Source organism: Tepidibacter aestuarii (genome assembly GCF_934924865.1).
Lineage (GTDB): Bacteria > Bacillota > Clostridia > Peptostreptococcales > Peptostreptococcaceae > Tepidibacter_A > Tepidibacter_A aestuarii.
The window spans coordinates 2,134,376-2,151,416 of record NZ_OW235315.1 but is presented as its reverse complement, the minus strand read 5'-3'; the positions used below and the strand labels follow the sequence as shown (position 1 = coordinate 2,151,416).

The following is a 17,041-nucleotide window of genomic DNA, read 5'->3' as shown; positions in this document are numbered from 1 at the left end:
GATTGCGTGAATTTGCTATATAACAAATTAATAGCTGTATTATTTGATGATTCTAAATTTTATAAGAATCTATTAAAAATAGCACTTCCTATAATGATACAAAATTTTATAGCATCATCATTGAATATGGTAGATACTATGATGATAGGTAAGATAGGTGAAACACAAATAGCTGCAGTTGGTATAGCGAATCAATATTTTTTCTTCTTTAATCTGATTATAATAGGAATGTTTAGTGGATGTAGCATTTTTATTTCTCAATTTTGGGGCAAAAAAGATTGTGATAATATAAGACGAGTATTAGGTCTAGGTCTATTATCGGGATGTATTATATCTATAATATTTACGATTGTAGCTTTAGCAATACCAAATAAAATTATAAGTTTATTTAATAAAGACTTAATAGTTATAGAACAGGGTGTTGAATATTTAAGAATAGTATCTATGAGTTACATATTCACAGCTATTACATTTAATTATAGTTTTGCATCTAGGTCTATAGAAAAAGTGCTACTCCCTATGATCGTAAGTAGTATAGCTTTATTAAGTAATACGTTTCTAAATTATATTTTTATATTTGGGAACTTTGGAATGCCTTCTATGGGAGTTAAGGGAGCTGCAATTGCGACTTTAATATCTAGGATAATAGAGATGATTTTACTAATAGGACTTATATATTATAAAAGAGGAATATTGTCTGCTACATTCAAGAAAATGTTTGATTTTAATAAGATATTTATTAAAACGGTATACAAAACAGTTGTACCTGTTGTGTTGAATGAAGGATGTTGGGGAGCAGGGTTTGTTGTATATTCTATTGTTTATGGAAGAATAGGAACGCAAGCTATGGCTGCTGTCCAAATATGTAATACGATACATAACTTATTTATGGTAATTATTTTTTCAATGGCAAGTTCTTCTGTTGTAATGATAGGAAATAAAATAGGTGCAGGTGAAGAGGAAGAGGCCAAGATATATGCTAAAAAGCTTTTAATAGTAGGTTGTTTGGTAGGATTTTTAATTTCTATATTATTATATAATATGTCTTCTTATATATTATCATTCTTCAATGTTTCAGACACTGTAACTTATTATTGTTTAATGATGATATACACAATTTGTGCAATTTTAGTGATAAGAGTATTCAATATATTACTAGTTGTAGGTATTCTAAGAGGTGGAGGAGATTCTAAATATTCATTATGTATAGAAGCTTTTACTATGTGGATAATAGGAGTTCCAATTGCGTTTTTAGGAGCTTTTGTGTTTAAATTACCTGTACATTATGTTTATGCACTGGTTACTATTGAAGAAATAGTTAAGTTTATAATAGGTTACATGAGGTTAAAATCTGATAGATGGATAAAAAACATTGTTAAACATGTATAAAAAGCGTGAGATTAATCTCACGCTTTTTTATTATTCCATCATTGATACAAGTTTTTTATTTAATAACAATAATACAAATCCTAATAATATAGATACTGCTGCTATAGTTCCGAAAATCTGCATATGAGTAAATGTATCCATTACAGAAGCTACCATTCCTGCAACTTTATTTGCAACAGCACTACTAAGTAGCCAAACTCCCATTAAGAAAGAAGCAAGTTTTGGAGGTGATAATTTACTAACCATTGAAAGTCCAACTGGAGATAAACAAAGTTCTCCTACTGTGTGTAAGAAATATGCACCTACAAGCCATAACATATTAGCTTTTACAGCAACATCATTTCAAGCAGATCCTCTTTGTAAAACAGCTCCTACCACTAATAAGAAACCTACACCAAGTAATATAAGACCAAGTGACATCTTTTTAGGAGTACTTAAATCTCCTTGCTTTCTTTTCGACAATTTAATCCATAAAGCTCCCATTATAGGCCCTAAAGTTACACAAAATACAGGGTTTAATGATTGGAACCATGTAACTGGAACTAAGAATCCTCCGACATCTCTATTTATAAAATCTCTTGTATATATAGTTAATGAAGCTCCTGCTTGTTCAAAGCCAGCCCAGAAAAATATGACAAAGAATGATAGTATAAATATTGAAGCAACTCTTTTCTTTTCTTGTTGAGTTAATGGATGATTATCACTAGATTCTTTTGTAGCTGAAGATTTAGTAACAGGGTATTTTCCTATATCACCTAAATATTTATTAGCAAGACCCATAAATCCTATTTGACCTAAAACCATATCAATACCTGCTACTAAGAAACCGTATCTATATGCATAAGATATAATTTCCCCACCTGACTTTTGTGCAAATAATTGTTCGGCTATTGCACCACAAACTAATGGAGCGAAAAAAGCACCTATGTTTATAGCCATATAAAATATTGTATAAGCTGCGTCTTTTCTAGAATCAGTTTTATCATATAAATTTCCTACGATAGCAGACATGTTAGGTTTGAAAAAACCATTTCCTAATATTAAAAGTAAAAGTCCTAGATATAACATTGTTTTGGTTTGGGTTGCAAATAAAGCGAACTGACCAAACATAATTAAAAATCCACCGAGTATTATAGCTTTTCTATGACCTAAATATTTGTCTGCTAACCATCCACCTATAAGCGGAGTTAGATAAACCATACCTGTAAAATTACCGTAGATGATACCAGCTGACATGGTATCCAAACCAAGACCGCCTTTTACAAGCTGTGTTGTTAAAAATAACATTAAAAGGCCTCTCATGCCGTAATAACTAAATCTTTCCCACATTTCAGTAAAACAAATTACATAAAGGCCTACAGGATGTTTCTTTGATTGATCACGATTTGTTTCAGTGTTTGTTGATATAGACGAATTTGACATATTACCCCCACCTAAATTATTTGACTAAAAATATCTTTTGGTAAAAAAAGATATTTATACATATTATATTAATATTATGTATAAAAAATAACAATCAAAATATTAAAAAAATTCAAAAAAATAAAAAGGTTAAATTTGGTCTAAATATACAAGCAATTAAAGATAATAATAATAATATAAATTTTATATTAAAAATAAAATATATGGGAGGCGTAGGTTTACATGAAAAGAATGCTAACTTTTTTTATTATAGGGATATTACTTATAAGTATATTTTTCATATGTCCTAAAACTAAAGATTATCAAGTTTTTAAAAATGAAAATGATAAAAAATATACTATAGATATGAAAAGGAATATACTGTCGTTAATGATGGGATATGATGGTTATATTGTAGATATTGATGCATCTGATGACAATGTGTATTTAATAATGAAATCTGGGAATAAAATACTTTATGATGATAAAAAAAATAAAACTACTCAAGAAAAAATAAATAATCCAGATTTGCAAGATATGATGGAAGAATCATATAATTTAGAGAATACACATAATATAGCAACTAATGATCCGGGTAGGATAAGGCATTATCAATTACTAAAAGAAGTATATGGAAACACAAAAAAAGAAATCGAAGTTAACTTAAAAAATTTGAGATTTGGAAATAAATATTATGCATTTAATAATAAAAACAATGCTTATGATAATTTAAACAAATCTATAAATGAAGCTTTGAACATTTGTAAGCAAGATAATCGAATATATAAATATGTATATCCTATAAGTGGAACTTTTAATTATAGAGTTATATCTGGAACTGGTAGATTAAGTCCTCACTCATTTGGTATAGCTATTGATTTAACAAGTGATAAGAGTGATTATTGGAAATGGGCATCAAAAGAAGCGGGGCAAAATAGATTGAAATCTTATCCAGATAGCCTTGTCAGAGTATTTGAAAATAATAAGTTTATATGGGGAGGCAAGTGGGAGCATTTTGATATATTGCATTTTGAATATAGACCAGAATTTATATATAAAGCAAAACATTTTAATGATAATTTAGATTATTCTAAACCGTGGTATAAAGGAGCTGATATAAAAGATGAAAGGACAAAGCTTTATATAGATTTAATAAATAATAAAATAAAATAATATTAAAATTTAGATTAGATATTAAGAATAAGGGTAAATAAAAAATATAAAGTTAAAAAAATAACATAAAAGAGGGGGAATTCATTATGAAAATAGCGGTTATAGGATGTACTCATGCTGGAACTGCATCTATATTAAGTTGTTCTAAATTATATCCAGATGCAAAAATAACTGTATATGAAAAAAATGATAATATATCATTTTTGTCTTGTGGAATTGCACTATATGTAGGGGGGGTAATAGAAGATCCTAAAGGGTTATTTTATTCATCTCCAGAAGAATTAACTAAGCTAGGGGTCATTACGAAAATGTCTCATGAAGTTTTGGATGTTGATATAAAAAATAAGAAAATAAATATTATTAATTTAAAGACAAATGAAAGGTTTGAAGATGATTTTGATAAATTAATAATAACTACAGGATCTTGGCCTATAATACCAAATATAGATGGAATTAAACTAGATAATATACTACTGTCTAAAAATTTTTATCATTCAAAAGATATAATTGAAAAATCTAAAAATATTAAAAATGTAGTTGTTGTTGGTGCTGGATATATAGGTGTTGAACTTGTAGAAGCATTTCAACAAAATGGAAAAAATGTTACTTTAATAGATGCTCAAAATAGAATACTAAACAAGTATTTAGACGAGGAATATACTAGTAAAGCAGAAGAAGAATTTGTTAAACATTCAGTAAATTTAGAGTTAGGTCAAATGGTACAATCTTTTAAAGGTAAAGAAGGCAAGGTTTCGAAAGTTGTTACCGACAAAGGAGAATATGATGCTGATTTAGTTATAATGTGTGTGGGTTTTAAACCAAATACACATTTATTTAAAGACCAAATTGAAATGTTAGATAACGGTGCTATAATTGTTGATGAATATATGAGAACTAGTGAGAAAGATATTTATGCTGCTGGAGATTGTTGTGCAGTCATATATAATCCTACTAATACACATGAGTATATACCATTAGCTACAAATGCAGTTAGGATGGGAACTTTAGTTGCTAGGAATTTAGTGAATTTAACTACAAAATATATGGGGACACAAGGAACATCCGGAATTAAAATATATGATTATAACATTGCATCTACAGGATTGACATACAATCATGCAAAAGAGAAAGGAATAGATGCTGACTATGTAGTAGTTGAAGATAATTATCGACCGGAGTTTATGCCCACATATGAAATGGTGAAGCTGAAAGTTGTTTATGATAAAAAATCTCAAATAATATTAGGTGCACAGATAATTTCTAAAGCAGATTTAACTCAAAGTATAAATACTATGTCTGTATTCATACAAAATAAAATGACTATGGATGAATTAGCGTTTACAGATTTTTTCTTTCAACCTCATTTTAATAAGCCTTGGAATATACTAAATTCAGCTGGGTTAAAAGCTAAATAAAGTAAAAAGGAGCCTTTATTTTTTATAAAGACTCCTTTTCTATTTTATAGTTTTATTTGAACTTTACTTATTTAATGGTTGGATATTATTTATAAATTGTTATATCCTTATAAAAATGATAGTATAATATATATACAAAAATATATTTTTAACTAATATAGTTTATGATATACATGGTAAACTTATTTATGAGGAGATGGGAACTTAAATGGATTATAATTCGAGACTAAAAGATGAACACATAGATAACCTGTTTGAAGTTATACTAAAAATAAATACTATAGAGGAATGTTATATGTTCTTTGAAGATATATGTACGGTGAAAGAATTGAAATCTTTATCACAAAGGTTACAAGTGGCAAAAATGTTAAGAAATAATAAAACATATACAGAAATAGAAGAAAATACAGGAGCCAGCACAGCGACTATAAGCAGGGTTAGTAGATGTTTAAATTATGGTGCAAATGGATATAATATTATGCTTGATAGAATGGATAAAAAATAGAAACCTTAGATTATAAGGTTTCTATTTTTTTAAATATATTAATATAGAAGAATAAAGAAAAACTTAGTGATATAGGTATTAGTGAAAAAGCTATATATGGTGATAACGAAGCAGATAAAATACCTACCAAGCTGTTCATAAGCATATTTACAATAGAAACAAAGGATAATATTAATCCCATTGTATATGAAGTATTTTCTTTAAATGCTTCCCCTATTATAGTTATTGTAGTTGGAAAAATTATTGAAAAGAAGAATCCTGAAAGTGATATTAATATTATAAAATTAGATTTCAATAAATATCCACTCCAAAATAGCATTAATGACATCGATAAATAAATTAACATAGATCTTTTTATTCCTAACCTATGAACTACAAATCCTCCTGTTAATCTCCCTAAAGTGAATACTAGAAAGAAAATAGCTGAATAATGAGTGGCGTTATCTATTGTAAAATTGTATGAAATTTGTGCAAAGTTAACAAACCAATTTAAAAATCCTACCTCAGAAAAAACATAGAGACCTTGTGCAAATATGAATAATAAGACTAGTTTGTTTTTTAAAGCTTTAAATATACTGGATTTTACATTCACAGATTCAACCTTCGGGAACTTAGTAAATATTATAAAAAGTATAGATAATAACATTAATCCACTGTTTATAAAAAAAACATCTCTAAAAGTGAAACCTTTTAAAATCATAGTTCCAGAAAATTTTTGGCTTATACTAACTCCGAAGCCGTAGAAAAAATGAGTAAGGTTTATAAGTATAGTATTATAAGTAACAAATAAAATTGGTGATATAGAATTTACTGATATACCTTGAAGGCCTGTACCTATATTCGTTATAAATACAGAGACTAGCAATATTGTAAAAGTAGGGGCAACAGATGTTAATAAATAAGAGCCTCCTATTAATACAGTAGAAAAAATAAGGACTTTTTTGTGACCGAATTTAGAGCAAAGTATACCTCCTATATATGTTGAAATTATGTATCCAAATATTGAAAGAGAAAACATAAGACCTATTGAGGAATCGGAAATTTTGAACATTTCCTTAAATTGAGAAACGAATACTCCTTTCATACTTTCGCAAAAACCTATAATAAGCATGTTTAGAAAAATAAAAAATATTGCTGGTTTGTATTTTATGTTTTTTATCATAGTTATTGTCCTTTCTAGATTTGTTAGTTTATCAAAATAAAAATAGATTAACATAAATCTATTATAAAGTCTACATTAATACATACTTTAATTTAGATATTTAAACCTATAAGTTAAGAAGAAGGCGTTTATTAGATTTTATATTGCAAAAAAATACAATAAAGGTATAATTAATAAATTGAAAAAATAGACAAAAACATGTAAAAAATGATATAATTTCATGTAAAAAAAAATTTATATATCTATAATATCTAATAATAAAATTTAAATTAAAATAATCATTTAACAAGTTAAATAAATCAATTCATTTAACTTGTTAAATGAATTAGAAATATCAACTTTTTTACTGTAGATATGATTAAAAAAGGTGTATTATTTAGCTTATTTATGTTGAATATAGGTAAAGCGGGTTAATATAATGTAAAAAAATTAGTAAATTAGTAGTAATTCGTCAAAATTATATTGTTAATAGTTTAAGCCTTATGTAAAATGTATATATAAAGAATTTATTGAAGGATGATAAAAACGGTTTTAAAACATAAAAGCTGGGAAAAAAATAACAGAGGGGGAAATATGAAACTAAATGATAATATAAACTTGTTGAGCAAAAGTCTAGATGCATATTCAATTAGACAAAATGCTATAAATAACAACATATCAAATTCTAATACTCCTAATTACAAAAGAAAGGATGTGGAATTTGACGAAATACTAAGAAAAATGACAAATGAAAGTGGTATGAATATAAAGACAACTGATCCTAAGCATATAGGAAATAATATTGACAAAATTGATCTAGAGCCAAAAATTATTGTTGATAAAAATACGAAATCGAGACTTGATGGAAATAATGTAGATGTAGATGTGGAAATGGCAGAGTTGAGTAAAAATTACATAAAATACAATGTAGTAAGTCAACAGATAACAAATGCATTTAAAAGATATAAAAATGCAATAAGTGGAGGAGGTAGATAATATGTCGTTGTTTCAATCTATAAATATAAGTTCCTCAGGACTGACTGCAGAAAGATTAAGAATGGATATAATATCCAAAAATATAGCCAATGCTAACACAACAAGAACAGCAAATGGAACTCCATATAAAAGACAAGTAGTTACATTTAAAGCTGCTGAAACAGACTCGTTTAAAACACACTTAAATAAATACATGAATAAAAATGAGAATGGTGATATAGGAAGTGGAGTTGAAGTAACTAGCATAAAAGAAGATGATAGCTCGTTCAAAAGGATTTATGACCCGGGACATCCGGATGCTGATAAAAATGGATATGTTTTAATGCCAAATGTAAACATAGTAACGGAAATGATAAACATGATTTCTGCTACAAGGGCTTATGAAGCAAATGTTACTGCGTTAAACTCAAGTAAAAGCATGATGATGAAGGCATTAGAAATTGGTAGATAAAGGGGTGTAATATTGTGCAAGTTCAGGGTGGAAAAATTCATAGCCTAACTATCGGTAGTACAGAAAATAACGTTAAGAAGTCTAATAATCCAGATATAGGATTTAAAGATTTTTTAAATAAAGCAATTTATTCTGTAAGTGACATGGAAAAAAAATCAGATGAAATGAATTTGAAATTTATAAGTGGAGAAGTCGACAATATTCATGAAGTTATGATTGCAACCCAAAAAGCAGATATAGCGATACAAGCATTTACAGAAGTAAAAAGTAAGATGTTGGATGCGTACAAGGAAATTATGAGAATACAAATATAGCAATATACCTAGCTTGGAATGAGGTGTATAAATGGGTGAAAATTTTTTGAAAATGAAAGAAGTTGTAGCTGAGTTTTTAAATAAATATACTAAAAAACAAAAAATAAATGTATTTGTTGGATTTATACTGATATTAATTATAAGTACATTAACTATATTGCATATCACAAAACCTGAATATAGTGTTTTGTATGAAGGTTTGGATATAAAAGAAGCTGCAAATATAACTAAAAATCTAGATGAACTCAAAATTAACTATAAGATGAATGATGATGGAACTATACTGGTTAAGAAAGAACAAATAAACAAAATTAAAATGGATTTATCAACAAAAGGGATACCTAGTACTAAATTTTCATATGATGATTTATTAAAACAAAATACAATGTTTATGAGCGAGGATGAAAAAAATAATGCTTTTAACTACGCTCTTCAAAATCAAATAGAATCAGTCATAGAAGAAATGCCTGCTATTAAAAGAGCTGATCTTAATTTAACTATACCGAAAGATTCTACGTTTATATTGGATGAAAATAAAGAAAACTCAAAAGCATCTGTATTGATAGAACTAAATGATGGGTTTAGTTTAAATAAGCAAAGTATAGAAGGAATAGCATTTCTAGTATCTAATTCTGTTCAAGGATTAAGTGTTGATAATATAACTATTCATGATTCTACTGGACGAGTTCTCAATAAAAAAGATAATGAAGAATCTTATGAATCTACAAATCAATTAGAGATGCAAAATAAAGTAAAAGAAGATATAGAAAACAATTTGGTTGAATTTTTGTCTCGTATATATGGGCCTGGAAATGTGTCTGTTATGGCTAGTGTTAAGCTTAACTTTGATACTGATATAACTGAAACAAAAGAATACAATACGCCTATAGAAGGAGAAGAAAATGGTCTTATAAGAAGCGTAAATGAAAACAATGAATCACTTAAAAATTCTCAAGATGCTGGAATTCCAGGAACAGATACTAATACAGAAGAAATAACTAAATATCAACAAGAAGAGAATGCAGATTCTGCATATGTTAAATTTAATAAAACTGTAAATTATGAATTAAACCAAATAGAAAGAAAAGTTGAAAAAGCTAAAGGACAGATACAAGATATAACTGTAGCAGTAGTAATTAATAGTGAAATATTACCTGATAAAGAACTGACTGAGGACAAGAAAAAACAAATAGTCAATACAGTGTATAGTGCGTCGGGAATAGATACTAAAAGAGTTGAAGTATATGCGCAATCATTTAATAACACTTCAAATGAAGGGGTAGATGAAGTCGATACAGGAAAATTAAATATGCCTATTTGGACTATTATATTAATAATACTTCTTATATTAATACCTATATTTATCTGTATATTATATATTATTAATCTTAAAAAAGAAAAAGAAGCAAAGAAGGAAGAAGAATCTCAAAATATAAATATAATTGAAGAAGAAATAGAGGAATTAGAATTAGATATAAAAGAGTCTGGGTATAAGAAGAGTATAGAAAATCTTGTTAGCAAAAATCCGGAAGTAGTGGCTCAGCTATTAAAAAGCTGGATAGATGAGGAATAAGAGGTGATTGAGCTTGGCGAAAAAGAATAAACGTGAGATAAGTGGTAAGCAAAAAGCAGCTATACTCTTAATAACACTTGGACCTGAATATTCTGCTAAAATGTTTAAATATTTATCTGAAGAAGAGATAGAAGAAATAACATTAGAAATTGCTAATATGAAAAAAGTGGAATCAGAAGTAAAAGAAAAAACATTGCAAGAGTTTTATGAGGTTTGTTTAGCGCAAGACGTTATATCAGAGGGTGGAATAGGATATGCAAAAGATGTGTTAGAAAAGGCTTTAGGACAGGATAAAGCTATAGAAATTATTAATAGATTAACAGCATCATTACAGGTTAAACCTTTTGATTTTGCAAGAAAGGCTGATCCATCTCAAATTGTAAATTTTATACAAAATGAACATCCTCAAACTATAGCGTTGATATTATCTTATTTAGACTCTGAAAAATCAGGACAAATACTTTCAAGTCTTTCTCATGATAAGCAATCTGAAGTTGCAAGAAGAATTGCTACTATGGATAGAACTTATCCTGAGGTTATAAAAGAGGTAGAATTAGTTCTTGAAAATAAACTATCGAATCTTGTTACAGAAGACTATACAACTGTAGGTGGAGTTCAGTCTATTGTTGATATATTAAATTCTGTAGATAGAGGAACTGAAAAATATATTATGGAAGATCTTGAAATGTCAGATCCTGAACTGGCAGAAGATATTAAAAAGAGAATGTTTGTATTTGAGGATATTATTACACTTGATAACGTATCTATACAAAGATTTATCAGAGAAATTGATAATAACGAACTTGCAGTATCATTAAAAGGTGCAACTCAAGAAGTTGCAGAAATTATATTCTCTAATATGTCAAAACGTTTGGCAGATATGATAAAAGAGGATATGGAATTTATGGGTCCTGTTAGGCTGAAAGATGTAGAAGAGGCTCAACAAAAAATTGTTAATACTATAAGGAAACTGGAAGAATCTGGAGAAATAGTAATCTCAAGAGGTGGAGGAGATGAACTGATTGTCTAGAATTATAAAGTATAATCAAGTAAATATTAGCAAAGAAAAAGTTATTGGATTTGAATCTCAAAAAAATAGTGAAGATAATAAGCTGCACGAAGAAAAACTAAAGATAGAAAATGAAATAAAAAATTTGGTTTCAAAAAAAAATGAAATTTTAAAAGAAATAGAATTGATAAAAGAAGATGCAATAAAAGAAAAAAATAATATAATAAAATCAGCTAATGAAGAATATGAAAACATTATAAAGTCAGCTAATGAAAAAGCAAAATTAGAGTTAGATAAGTATAAACAAGAAGGTTATCAAAAAGGTTATGAAGAAGGATTTGAAGAAGGTCAACAAAAAAGTATAGATAAGTATAAATTAGAAATAAACGAAGCTATAAATATAAAAAATGATGTTATTACATGGAAAAATAACCAGATTGATAGAATGGAAAAAGATATTATAGATTTAGTAATAAATTCAGTTGATAAGATAATTAAAATAAAATTGGATGAAAATGATGATATAATATTAAATCTTATACAAGAAGCTTTGAATAAGTTGACTTTCACTGAAAAATTGATAGTAAGAGTGAATGCTGATGATTTTGAAAAAGTAGAGGCATCAAGAGATAAAATACTTGCTATGGCAGGTCATATAGATGATATCGAAATAAAAATAGATAGGTCACTTGAAAAGGGAGATTTAATAATAGATACTAACTCGGGAAGTGTTAATCCGAGTATCAAAAATCAGTTTGAAATAATAAAAGAAGAATTTTTAAGTCTAGTTTAGGGTGAGGATAATTATGAAGTCTATAGATGTATCTAAATATTTTCAAAAACTGGAAGAAATCAATTTGATTCAGTATACAGGAAGAGTATCTCAAGTGGTAGGTCTTACTATAGAGTCTAAAGGACCTGCTGTAAAACTTGGAGAATTATGTTTTATATATCCTATAAAATCTGAGAAAGCAATATTGGCTGAGGTTGTAGGCTTCAAATCAGAAACAGTATTATTAATGCCTCTTGGAGAAATGGATGGAATAGGGCCAGGAAGTAAAGTTATAGCAAGTGGGCATGGACTTGAGGTAAAAGTTGGAGAAGAGTTATTAGGAAGAGTTCTAGATGGACTTGGAAACCCAATTGATGATAAAACTAAATTAAATCTCAAAACTAGTTACCCTGTTATGAATCAGCCACCGAATCCCTTAAAAAGAGAAAAAATAGATACACCACTTCCTTTAGGGGTCAAGGCTTTAGATGGGATATTAACATGTGGTAAGGGTCAAAGAATAGGTATATTTGCGGGATCCGGAGTAGGAAAATCAACTCTTTTAGGAATGATAGCTAGAAACACGAAGGCAGATATAAATGTAATAGCATTAATAGGAGAAAGAGGAAGAGAAGTAAGAGAATTTATAGAAAATGATCTACAAGAAGAAGGGCTGAAAAGATCAGTACTAGTAATTGCAACATCAGACCAACCACCCTTAGTTAGAATGAAAGGGGCATTACTTGCAACTTCTATAGCTGAGTATTTTAGAGATATGGGTAAAAATGTAATACTTATGATGGATTCCTTGACTCGTTTTTCTATGGCGCAAAGAGAGGTTGGACTTGCTATAGGAGAACCTCCTGTTACGAAAGGGTATACACCATCTGTTTTTGCAGTATTGCCAAAGCTTTTAGAAAGAGCAGGCAACTCAGATAAAGGCTCTATTACAGGTTTATATACAGTTCTTGTAGATGGGGATGATATGAATGAGCCAATAGCGGATGCTGTAAGAGGGATACTTGATGGTCATGTAGTGTTGTCAAGAAATCTTGCCAATAAGAACCATTACCCTGCTATAGAAGTGTTATCAAGTGCAAGTAGAGTTATGGGCAATATAACAAATGAAGAGCATATACAAGCAGCTAATAAACTTAAAGATCTTTTAGCAACTTATAGAGAAGCAGAAGATTTGATAAATATAGGTGCTTATGCACCAGGGTCTAATTCAAAAATTGATATGGCAATACAAAAAATAGACGAAATTAATTCTTTTTTGAAACAGTGGACACACGATAAATTTGAATATGATGATGTTATAGAAACTTTATTTAATATATTTAAAGAATAGAGGTGTGTTTGTTGAAATATAAGTTTAGATTTGAGAAGATATTAGAAATAAAGGAAAAACTAGAAGAAAACAAAAAAATGGAAATAAATGAAATTAATAATATGATTAATAACATTAAACTTCAAATAGAAGAACTAAACAAAATTAAAGAAACCAAAAATTATCAAATTCAAGAAAACATGAATGCTGGGACTAGCATTAACGAGATTAAGCTTATGAATGAATTTATAAATTTGATAAATGTTAAAATTAGAAATTTATTTAAAGATTTAAAATCAGCTCAAAATAAATTAGATATAAAGCAAAATGAATATATACAAGTGATGCGAGAAAAAAAGACTTTTGAAAAAATAAAAGAGAAAGATATTGTTAAATTTAATGAAAAGATTAAAAAAGAAGAGGAAAAGTTTGTAGATCAGATAGTTACATTTAAACACAGTATGAGTAACTAGGAGGAAAATATGGAAGAAAATATACAAGAAAAGGACAAGGCTAAAAAGAAAAAAAGAATACCGTTAATGGTAATAGGAGTTTTACTTACAACTTTTACAATTCTTTATTATACGAATACCCAAATAAGTACAATTACCAATAAAATTTTAAAAAAAGCACCTATTGTTGGTGAACGTTTTGAACAAATTCCATCGATTAAAGAGCAGGAAGATAGAAAAAATAAATTAGCAAAATATTATTTAGCACTAGATGAAGATAGAGCTATTGATAAACTGATAATTATCGAAAAAGAGGATAAAAAATTATATGAAGATATAGTTACGAAAATGAAAAAATATGATTTATCCTCTACTAATGTATTAGTTCAAAAAATAAGGGATAAAAGAGTTAAAAAAGATATACTTCAAAGAGAAATAGATTCAATAGAACAAGAAAAATTATTATATACGGAAGAACTTTCTAAAAATTATACAAAGCTAGGTTTATTAGGAACTATTCGAGGGTTAGAAAAAGACATAATAGATTTAAATTTAGATTTCGAAGATGCTGCAAAAATCATCGAAAATTTCAAACCTGGATATGGAGCAAAAGTACTGCATTATATGGATCAAAATATATCACAGAGTATAAAACAAAACTTATCTCAAAAATATATTGAAAATGTGCAAAATGAAAATCAATTATATGATAAATATATATATGATATGAAGACTTTAGCCGATATATATTTAAATAAAAAAACAGAAGAAGCAAGCATACAATTACAGAATAAAGATACGTATTCAGCACAAGATTTAGGGACTATATTTGCTAATATGGACTATTTGGAAGCAAGTAAGATACTTTGTGAATTTGAAGATAGCGACTATTTAGATAGTGTTTTAAAAGAAATAAAACTTTTTGAGCAATTAAATAAAAAAGAAGAAAATGTTAAAGGAATATCTGAAGATATAAATAATACTTTGAAGGTATTAGAGGTATATAAAAGAGATTTAAAAACATTAAAATTATCTTATGAAAAGATGAATTCAAAAGAGTTAGCTGATTTAGTAAACGAAATGACATCAAGTAAACCTAAATATAAAAAGTACCAAATAGATGAAGAAAAGAGTTTTATAATAACAGAAGAAGATCTTATGATAGAAGTTTTAAAACAAGTAAAACCTAAATTATTATCGGAAGTTATATCAAACTTAGATAATCAAAAATCAGCAGAAATAAGTAGAAAAATAGGATTACCAAAACAATAAAAAAAGGGGGGGAAATCTATTGAACAATTTAATGCCTATAAATTTAAATATAAAAAAAGATTATATAGGGAAATCTTCAAAAAAAGATAATACAAGTGATAAATTGGATTTTAGAAAAAAATTAGATTCTCATTCTAAAAAAAATGATAATAAAGAGAACAAAATAAATAAAAAAAATGAAAAAAAAGTTCAAAGTAAAGATATTAATAAACAGGATAAAGAAGATATAAGCACTCAAAATAAAGATATTAATAAACAGAATAAAGAAGATATAAGTACTATAGATATTAACGAATCTGAAGTGCTTGACATTGATGAAAATAAAGATGTAAAACTTGATGAAAATATCATTAAGGAAGATTTAGAGACTGTAATGTCTATTTTACAAAGTATTAATATAGAGGTTGATAATAAACAAGTTGAAGATATTCAAAAGAATATTGGTGAACTTATTGAAAAAATAGAAAATGGAGAAATAAATATTGATGACTTAAAAAATGTATTTGTTAAATTAGAAGATGCTGATTTCATACCTAAAGAAGCTAAAGCAGAAATATTAAATAAACTGGAATTAATGATTAACCAAAAAGATATTGACTCAAAACACATAGAAATAGACGATACAAATATAGACAAAAACATAATTGATGAAAGTAATGTAAAAGAAAATTCTAAAGTAGAAGTAATCAAAGAAGATGGAACAAAACGAGAACATTCACAAAATAAAATTTCGAATTTAGATAAAATGAATGAAAACTTAGATCAAAATACAAGTTATAATCAAAATGAAGATTTGGATAGTATAAACAAAAATTTTTTAATCAAAGATAGACAAGATGTAACAGAAGATAATTTTAATTTTCAGAATTTAAATATAGCTAAGGTGGCGAACGGAATAAAGGGAAATGCAGGTGCTTTACTTAATAATAAGGTTAACAATATAGATTCTTATAACATAATTGATCAAATTACAAAAAAAAGCAATATAATAACAGATAAAAACAATTCAAGCATACAGATGCAGCTAGAGCCAGAGAATTTAGGAAAGCTAACACTTAAGGTGATATTAGAAAGAGGAATTTTAAGTGCTAAGTTCATAGCAGAAAATGATGATGTAAAAACAGCTATAGAAGAAAATATGGAAGAGCTTAAGAACAATCTTGCTGAGCAAGGAATTAATATACAGAGTTTAAGCGTATCTGTAGACAGTCAAGGGGACCTGAATAAGCATAAAAACATATTAGAAGCTATGGCTTATAATAAAAAAATAAGTAAAAGTATTGATAGAGAATTAGATGAGCAATCGAAGGAAATAGAAAATCCATATCTTTTTGAAGATGATAACTTCAATGGATTAGTATAGGGGGGGTATAATGTCAGATATAACAGGCGTTGGATACAATAATTTCACGAAATATACTGGTTCGGGGAAGGTAATTTCTTCAGATAACACCAAAGTTGATTCAAAAACTGTAGCTACAAATGAAACTACAACGGCGACTACAACTATGACTGCGACTAATAAAAATGGAGAACTTGGAAAAGATGATTTTTTAAAACTACTGACAACTCAGTTAAAATATCAAGATCCTTTGAAGCCTATGGAAGATAAAGAATTTATATCTCAAATGGCCCAGTTTAGTTCGCTTGAACAAATGCAAAACTTAAACACATCATTTCAAGATGTATTTGAAGGTATAAAATCTTTAAATAATAACTTTGTAACTGCAAATAAGAATGTAGAAGAGCAAATAGATGAGATTATATCAGCTATTAAAGAGTTAAAAGAAGAATCAACCGAAGGTAAAGAAGAAATAGATAATAATGAAAATGTAGAATTAGCTTAAG

General features: G+C 27.6%; 16 protein-coding genes and 1 pseudogene. 15 read left to right on the top strand and 2 right to left on the bottom strand.

The window, feature by feature from the left end; all coding sequences use genetic code 11:
* Nucleotides 1-6: 6 nt before the first annotated feature.
* On the top strand, nt 7-1,389 hold the full coding sequence (locus M2214_RS10685) for an MATE family efflux transporter (protein WP_326521595.1): 1,383 nt from the start codon (nt 7-9) through the stop codon (nt 1,387-1,389).
* 30 nt (nt 1,390-1,419) lie between these two features.
* Here the strand turns inward: M2214_RS10685 and M2214_RS10680 are convergent.
* Nucleotides 1,420-2,811, bottom strand: a pseudogene (locus M2214_RS10680) (peptide MFS transporter).
* A 222-nt stretch (nt 2,812-3,033) separates the two neighbouring features.
* Here M2214_RS10680 and M2214_RS10675 point away from each other — a divergent pair.
* The 3 genes from M2214_RS10675 to M2214_RS10665 all read left to right on the top strand — a co-directional run bounded on the left by M2214_RS10675 (nt 3,034) and on the right by M2214_RS10665 (nt 5,883).
* A complete protein-coding gene (locus M2214_RS10675) occupies nt 3,034-3,963 on the top strand; it encodes a M15 family metallopeptidase (protein WP_248477569.1) in 930 nt (309 codons plus the stop codon).
* 86 nt (nt 3,964-4,049) lie between these two features.
* Nucleotides 4,050-5,378, top strand: coding sequence for an FAD-dependent oxidoreductase (locus tag M2214_RS10670; RefSeq protein WP_248477567.1), 1,329 nt, complete (start codon nt 4,050-4,052; stop codon nt 5,376-5,378).
* Nucleotides 5,379-5,586: 208 nt separating this feature from the next.
* Nucleotides 5,587-5,883, top strand: a complete 297-nt coding sequence (locus tag M2214_RS10665) for a YerC/YecD family TrpR-related protein (RefSeq protein WP_248477565.1) — start codon at nt 5,587-5,589, stop codon at nt 5,881-5,883.
* A gap of 10 nt (nt 5,884-5,893) precedes the next feature.
* On the opposite strand, the gene M2214_RS10660 is transcribed toward M2214_RS10665, so the two are convergent.
* A complete protein-coding gene (locus M2214_RS10660) occupies nt 5,894-6,994 on the bottom strand; it encodes an MFS transporter (RefSeq protein ID WP_248477563.1) in 1,101 nt (366 codons plus the stop codon).
* Nucleotides 6,995-7,618: 624 nt separating this feature from the next.
* On the opposite strand from M2214_RS10660, the gene flgB reads away from it, so the two are divergent.
* The 11 genes from flgB to M2214_RS18315 are packed head-to-tail and all read left to right on the top strand — an operon-like array spanning nt 7,619 to nt 17,040.
* A complete protein-coding gene (gene flgB / locus M2214_RS10655) occupies nt 7,619-8,020 on the top strand; it encodes a flagellar basal body rod protein FlgB (protein ID WP_248477546.1) in 402 nt (133 codons plus the stop codon).
* Between the two features lies 1 nt (nt 8,021).
* Complete coding sequence (gene flgC / locus M2214_RS10650; RefSeq protein ID WP_248477537.1) at nt 8,022-8,471, top strand: flagellar basal body rod protein FlgC; 450 nt, start codon at nt 8,022-8,024, stop codon at nt 8,469-8,471.
* 14 nt (nt 8,472-8,485) lie between these two features.
* The gene (fliE, locus tag M2214_RS10645; RefSeq protein ID WP_248477535.1) at nt 8,486-8,785 is read left to right on the top strand and encodes a flagellar hook-basal body complex protein FliE; all 300 of its coding nucleotides are present in this window, start codon (nt 8,486-8,488) and stop codon (nt 8,783-8,785) included.
* 31 nt (nt 8,786-8,816) lie between these two features.
* Nucleotides 8,817-10,358 carry a flagellar basal-body MS-ring/collar protein FliF gene (gene fliF / locus M2214_RS10640; RefSeq protein WP_248477533.1) on the top strand — a complete coding sequence of 514 codons (1,542 nt, stop codon included), beginning with the start codon at nt 8,817-8,819 and terminating at the stop codon, nt 10,356-10,358.
* Nucleotides 10,359-10,371: 13 nt separating this feature from the next.
* Complete coding sequence (gene fliG / locus M2214_RS10635) at nt 10,372-11,388, top strand: flagellar motor switch protein FliG (protein ID WP_330651486.1); 1,017 nt, start codon at nt 10,372-10,374, stop codon at nt 11,386-11,388.
* Nucleotides 11,381-12,160, top strand: a complete 780-nt coding sequence (locus M2214_RS10630) for a FliH/SctL family protein (protein ID WP_248477523.1) — start codon at nt 11,381-11,383, stop codon at nt 12,158-12,160. The genes fliG and M2214_RS10630 overlap by 8 nt, the downstream gene beginning before the upstream one ends.
* A gap of 13 nt (nt 12,161-12,173) precedes the next feature.
* Nucleotides 12,174-13,490: a flagellar protein export ATPase FliI gene (gene fliI / locus M2214_RS10625; RefSeq protein WP_248477521.1), complete on the top strand. Its 1,317-nt coding sequence runs from the start codon at nt 12,174-12,176 to the stop codon at nt 13,488-13,490.
* A gap of 11 nt (nt 13,491-13,501) precedes the next feature.
* Nucleotides 13,502-13,942, top strand: coding sequence for a flagellar export protein FliJ (gene fliJ, locus M2214_RS10620; RefSeq protein WP_248477519.1), 441 nt, complete (start codon nt 13,502-13,504; stop codon nt 13,940-13,942).
* Nucleotides 13,943-13,951: 9 nt separating this feature from the next.
* Nucleotides 13,952-15,193, top strand: coding sequence for a MotE family protein (locus M2214_RS10615; RefSeq protein ID WP_248477495.1), 1,242 nt, complete (start codon nt 13,952-13,954; stop codon nt 15,191-15,193).
* Nucleotides 15,194-15,212: 19 nt separating this feature from the next.
* On the top strand, nt 15,213-16,556 hold the full coding sequence (locus tag M2214_RS10610; RefSeq protein ID WP_248477484.1) for a flagellar hook-length control protein FliK: 1,344 nt from the start codon (nt 15,213-15,215) through the stop codon (nt 16,554-16,556).
* Between the two features lie 10 nt (nt 16,557-16,566).
* A complete protein-coding gene (locus M2214_RS18315) occupies nt 16,567-17,040 on the top strand; it encodes a flagellar hook capping FlgD N-terminal domain-containing protein (RefSeq protein ID WP_248477482.1) in 474 nt (157 codons plus the stop codon).
* The last annotated feature ends 1 nt before the right edge of the window (nt 17,041 follow it).

Coding starts and splice junctions, on each gene's coding strand:
- M2214_RS10665 (WP_248477565.1), top strand. CDS start 5,587: ATGGATTATAATTCGAGACTAAAAGATGAACACATAGATAACCTGTTT.
- M2214_RS18315 (WP_248477482.1), top strand. CDS start 16,567: ATGTCAGATATAACAGGCGTTGGATACAATAATTTCACGAAATATACT.
- M2214_RS10615 (WP_248477495.1), top strand. CDS start 13,952: ATGGAAGAAAATATACAAGAAAAGGACAAGGCTAAAAAGAAAAAAAGA.
- fliI (WP_248477521.1), top strand. CDS start 12,174: ATGAAGTCTATAGATGTATCTAAATATTTTCAAAAACTGGAAGAAATC.
- flgC (WP_248477537.1), top strand. CDS start 8,022: ATGTCGTTGTTTCAATCTATAAATATAAGTTCCTCAGGACTGACTGCA.
- flgB (WP_248477546.1), top strand. CDS start 7,619: ATGAAACTAAATGATAATATAAACTTGTTGAGCAAAAGTCTAGATGCA.
- M2214_RS10675 (WP_248477569.1), top strand. CDS start 3,034: ATGAAAAGAATGCTAACTTTTTTTATTATAGGGATATTACTTATAAGT.
- fliF (WP_248477533.1), top strand. CDS start 8,817: ATGGGTGAAAATTTTTTGAAAATGAAAGAAGTTGTAGCTGAGTTTTTA.
- M2214_RS10670 (WP_248477567.1), top strand. CDS start 4,050: ATGAAAATAGCGGTTATAGGATGTACTCATGCTGGAACTGCATCTATA.
- M2214_RS10660 (WP_248477563.1), bottom strand. CDS start 6,994: ATGCTTATTATAGGTTTTTGCGAAAGTATGAAAGGAGTATTCGTTTCT.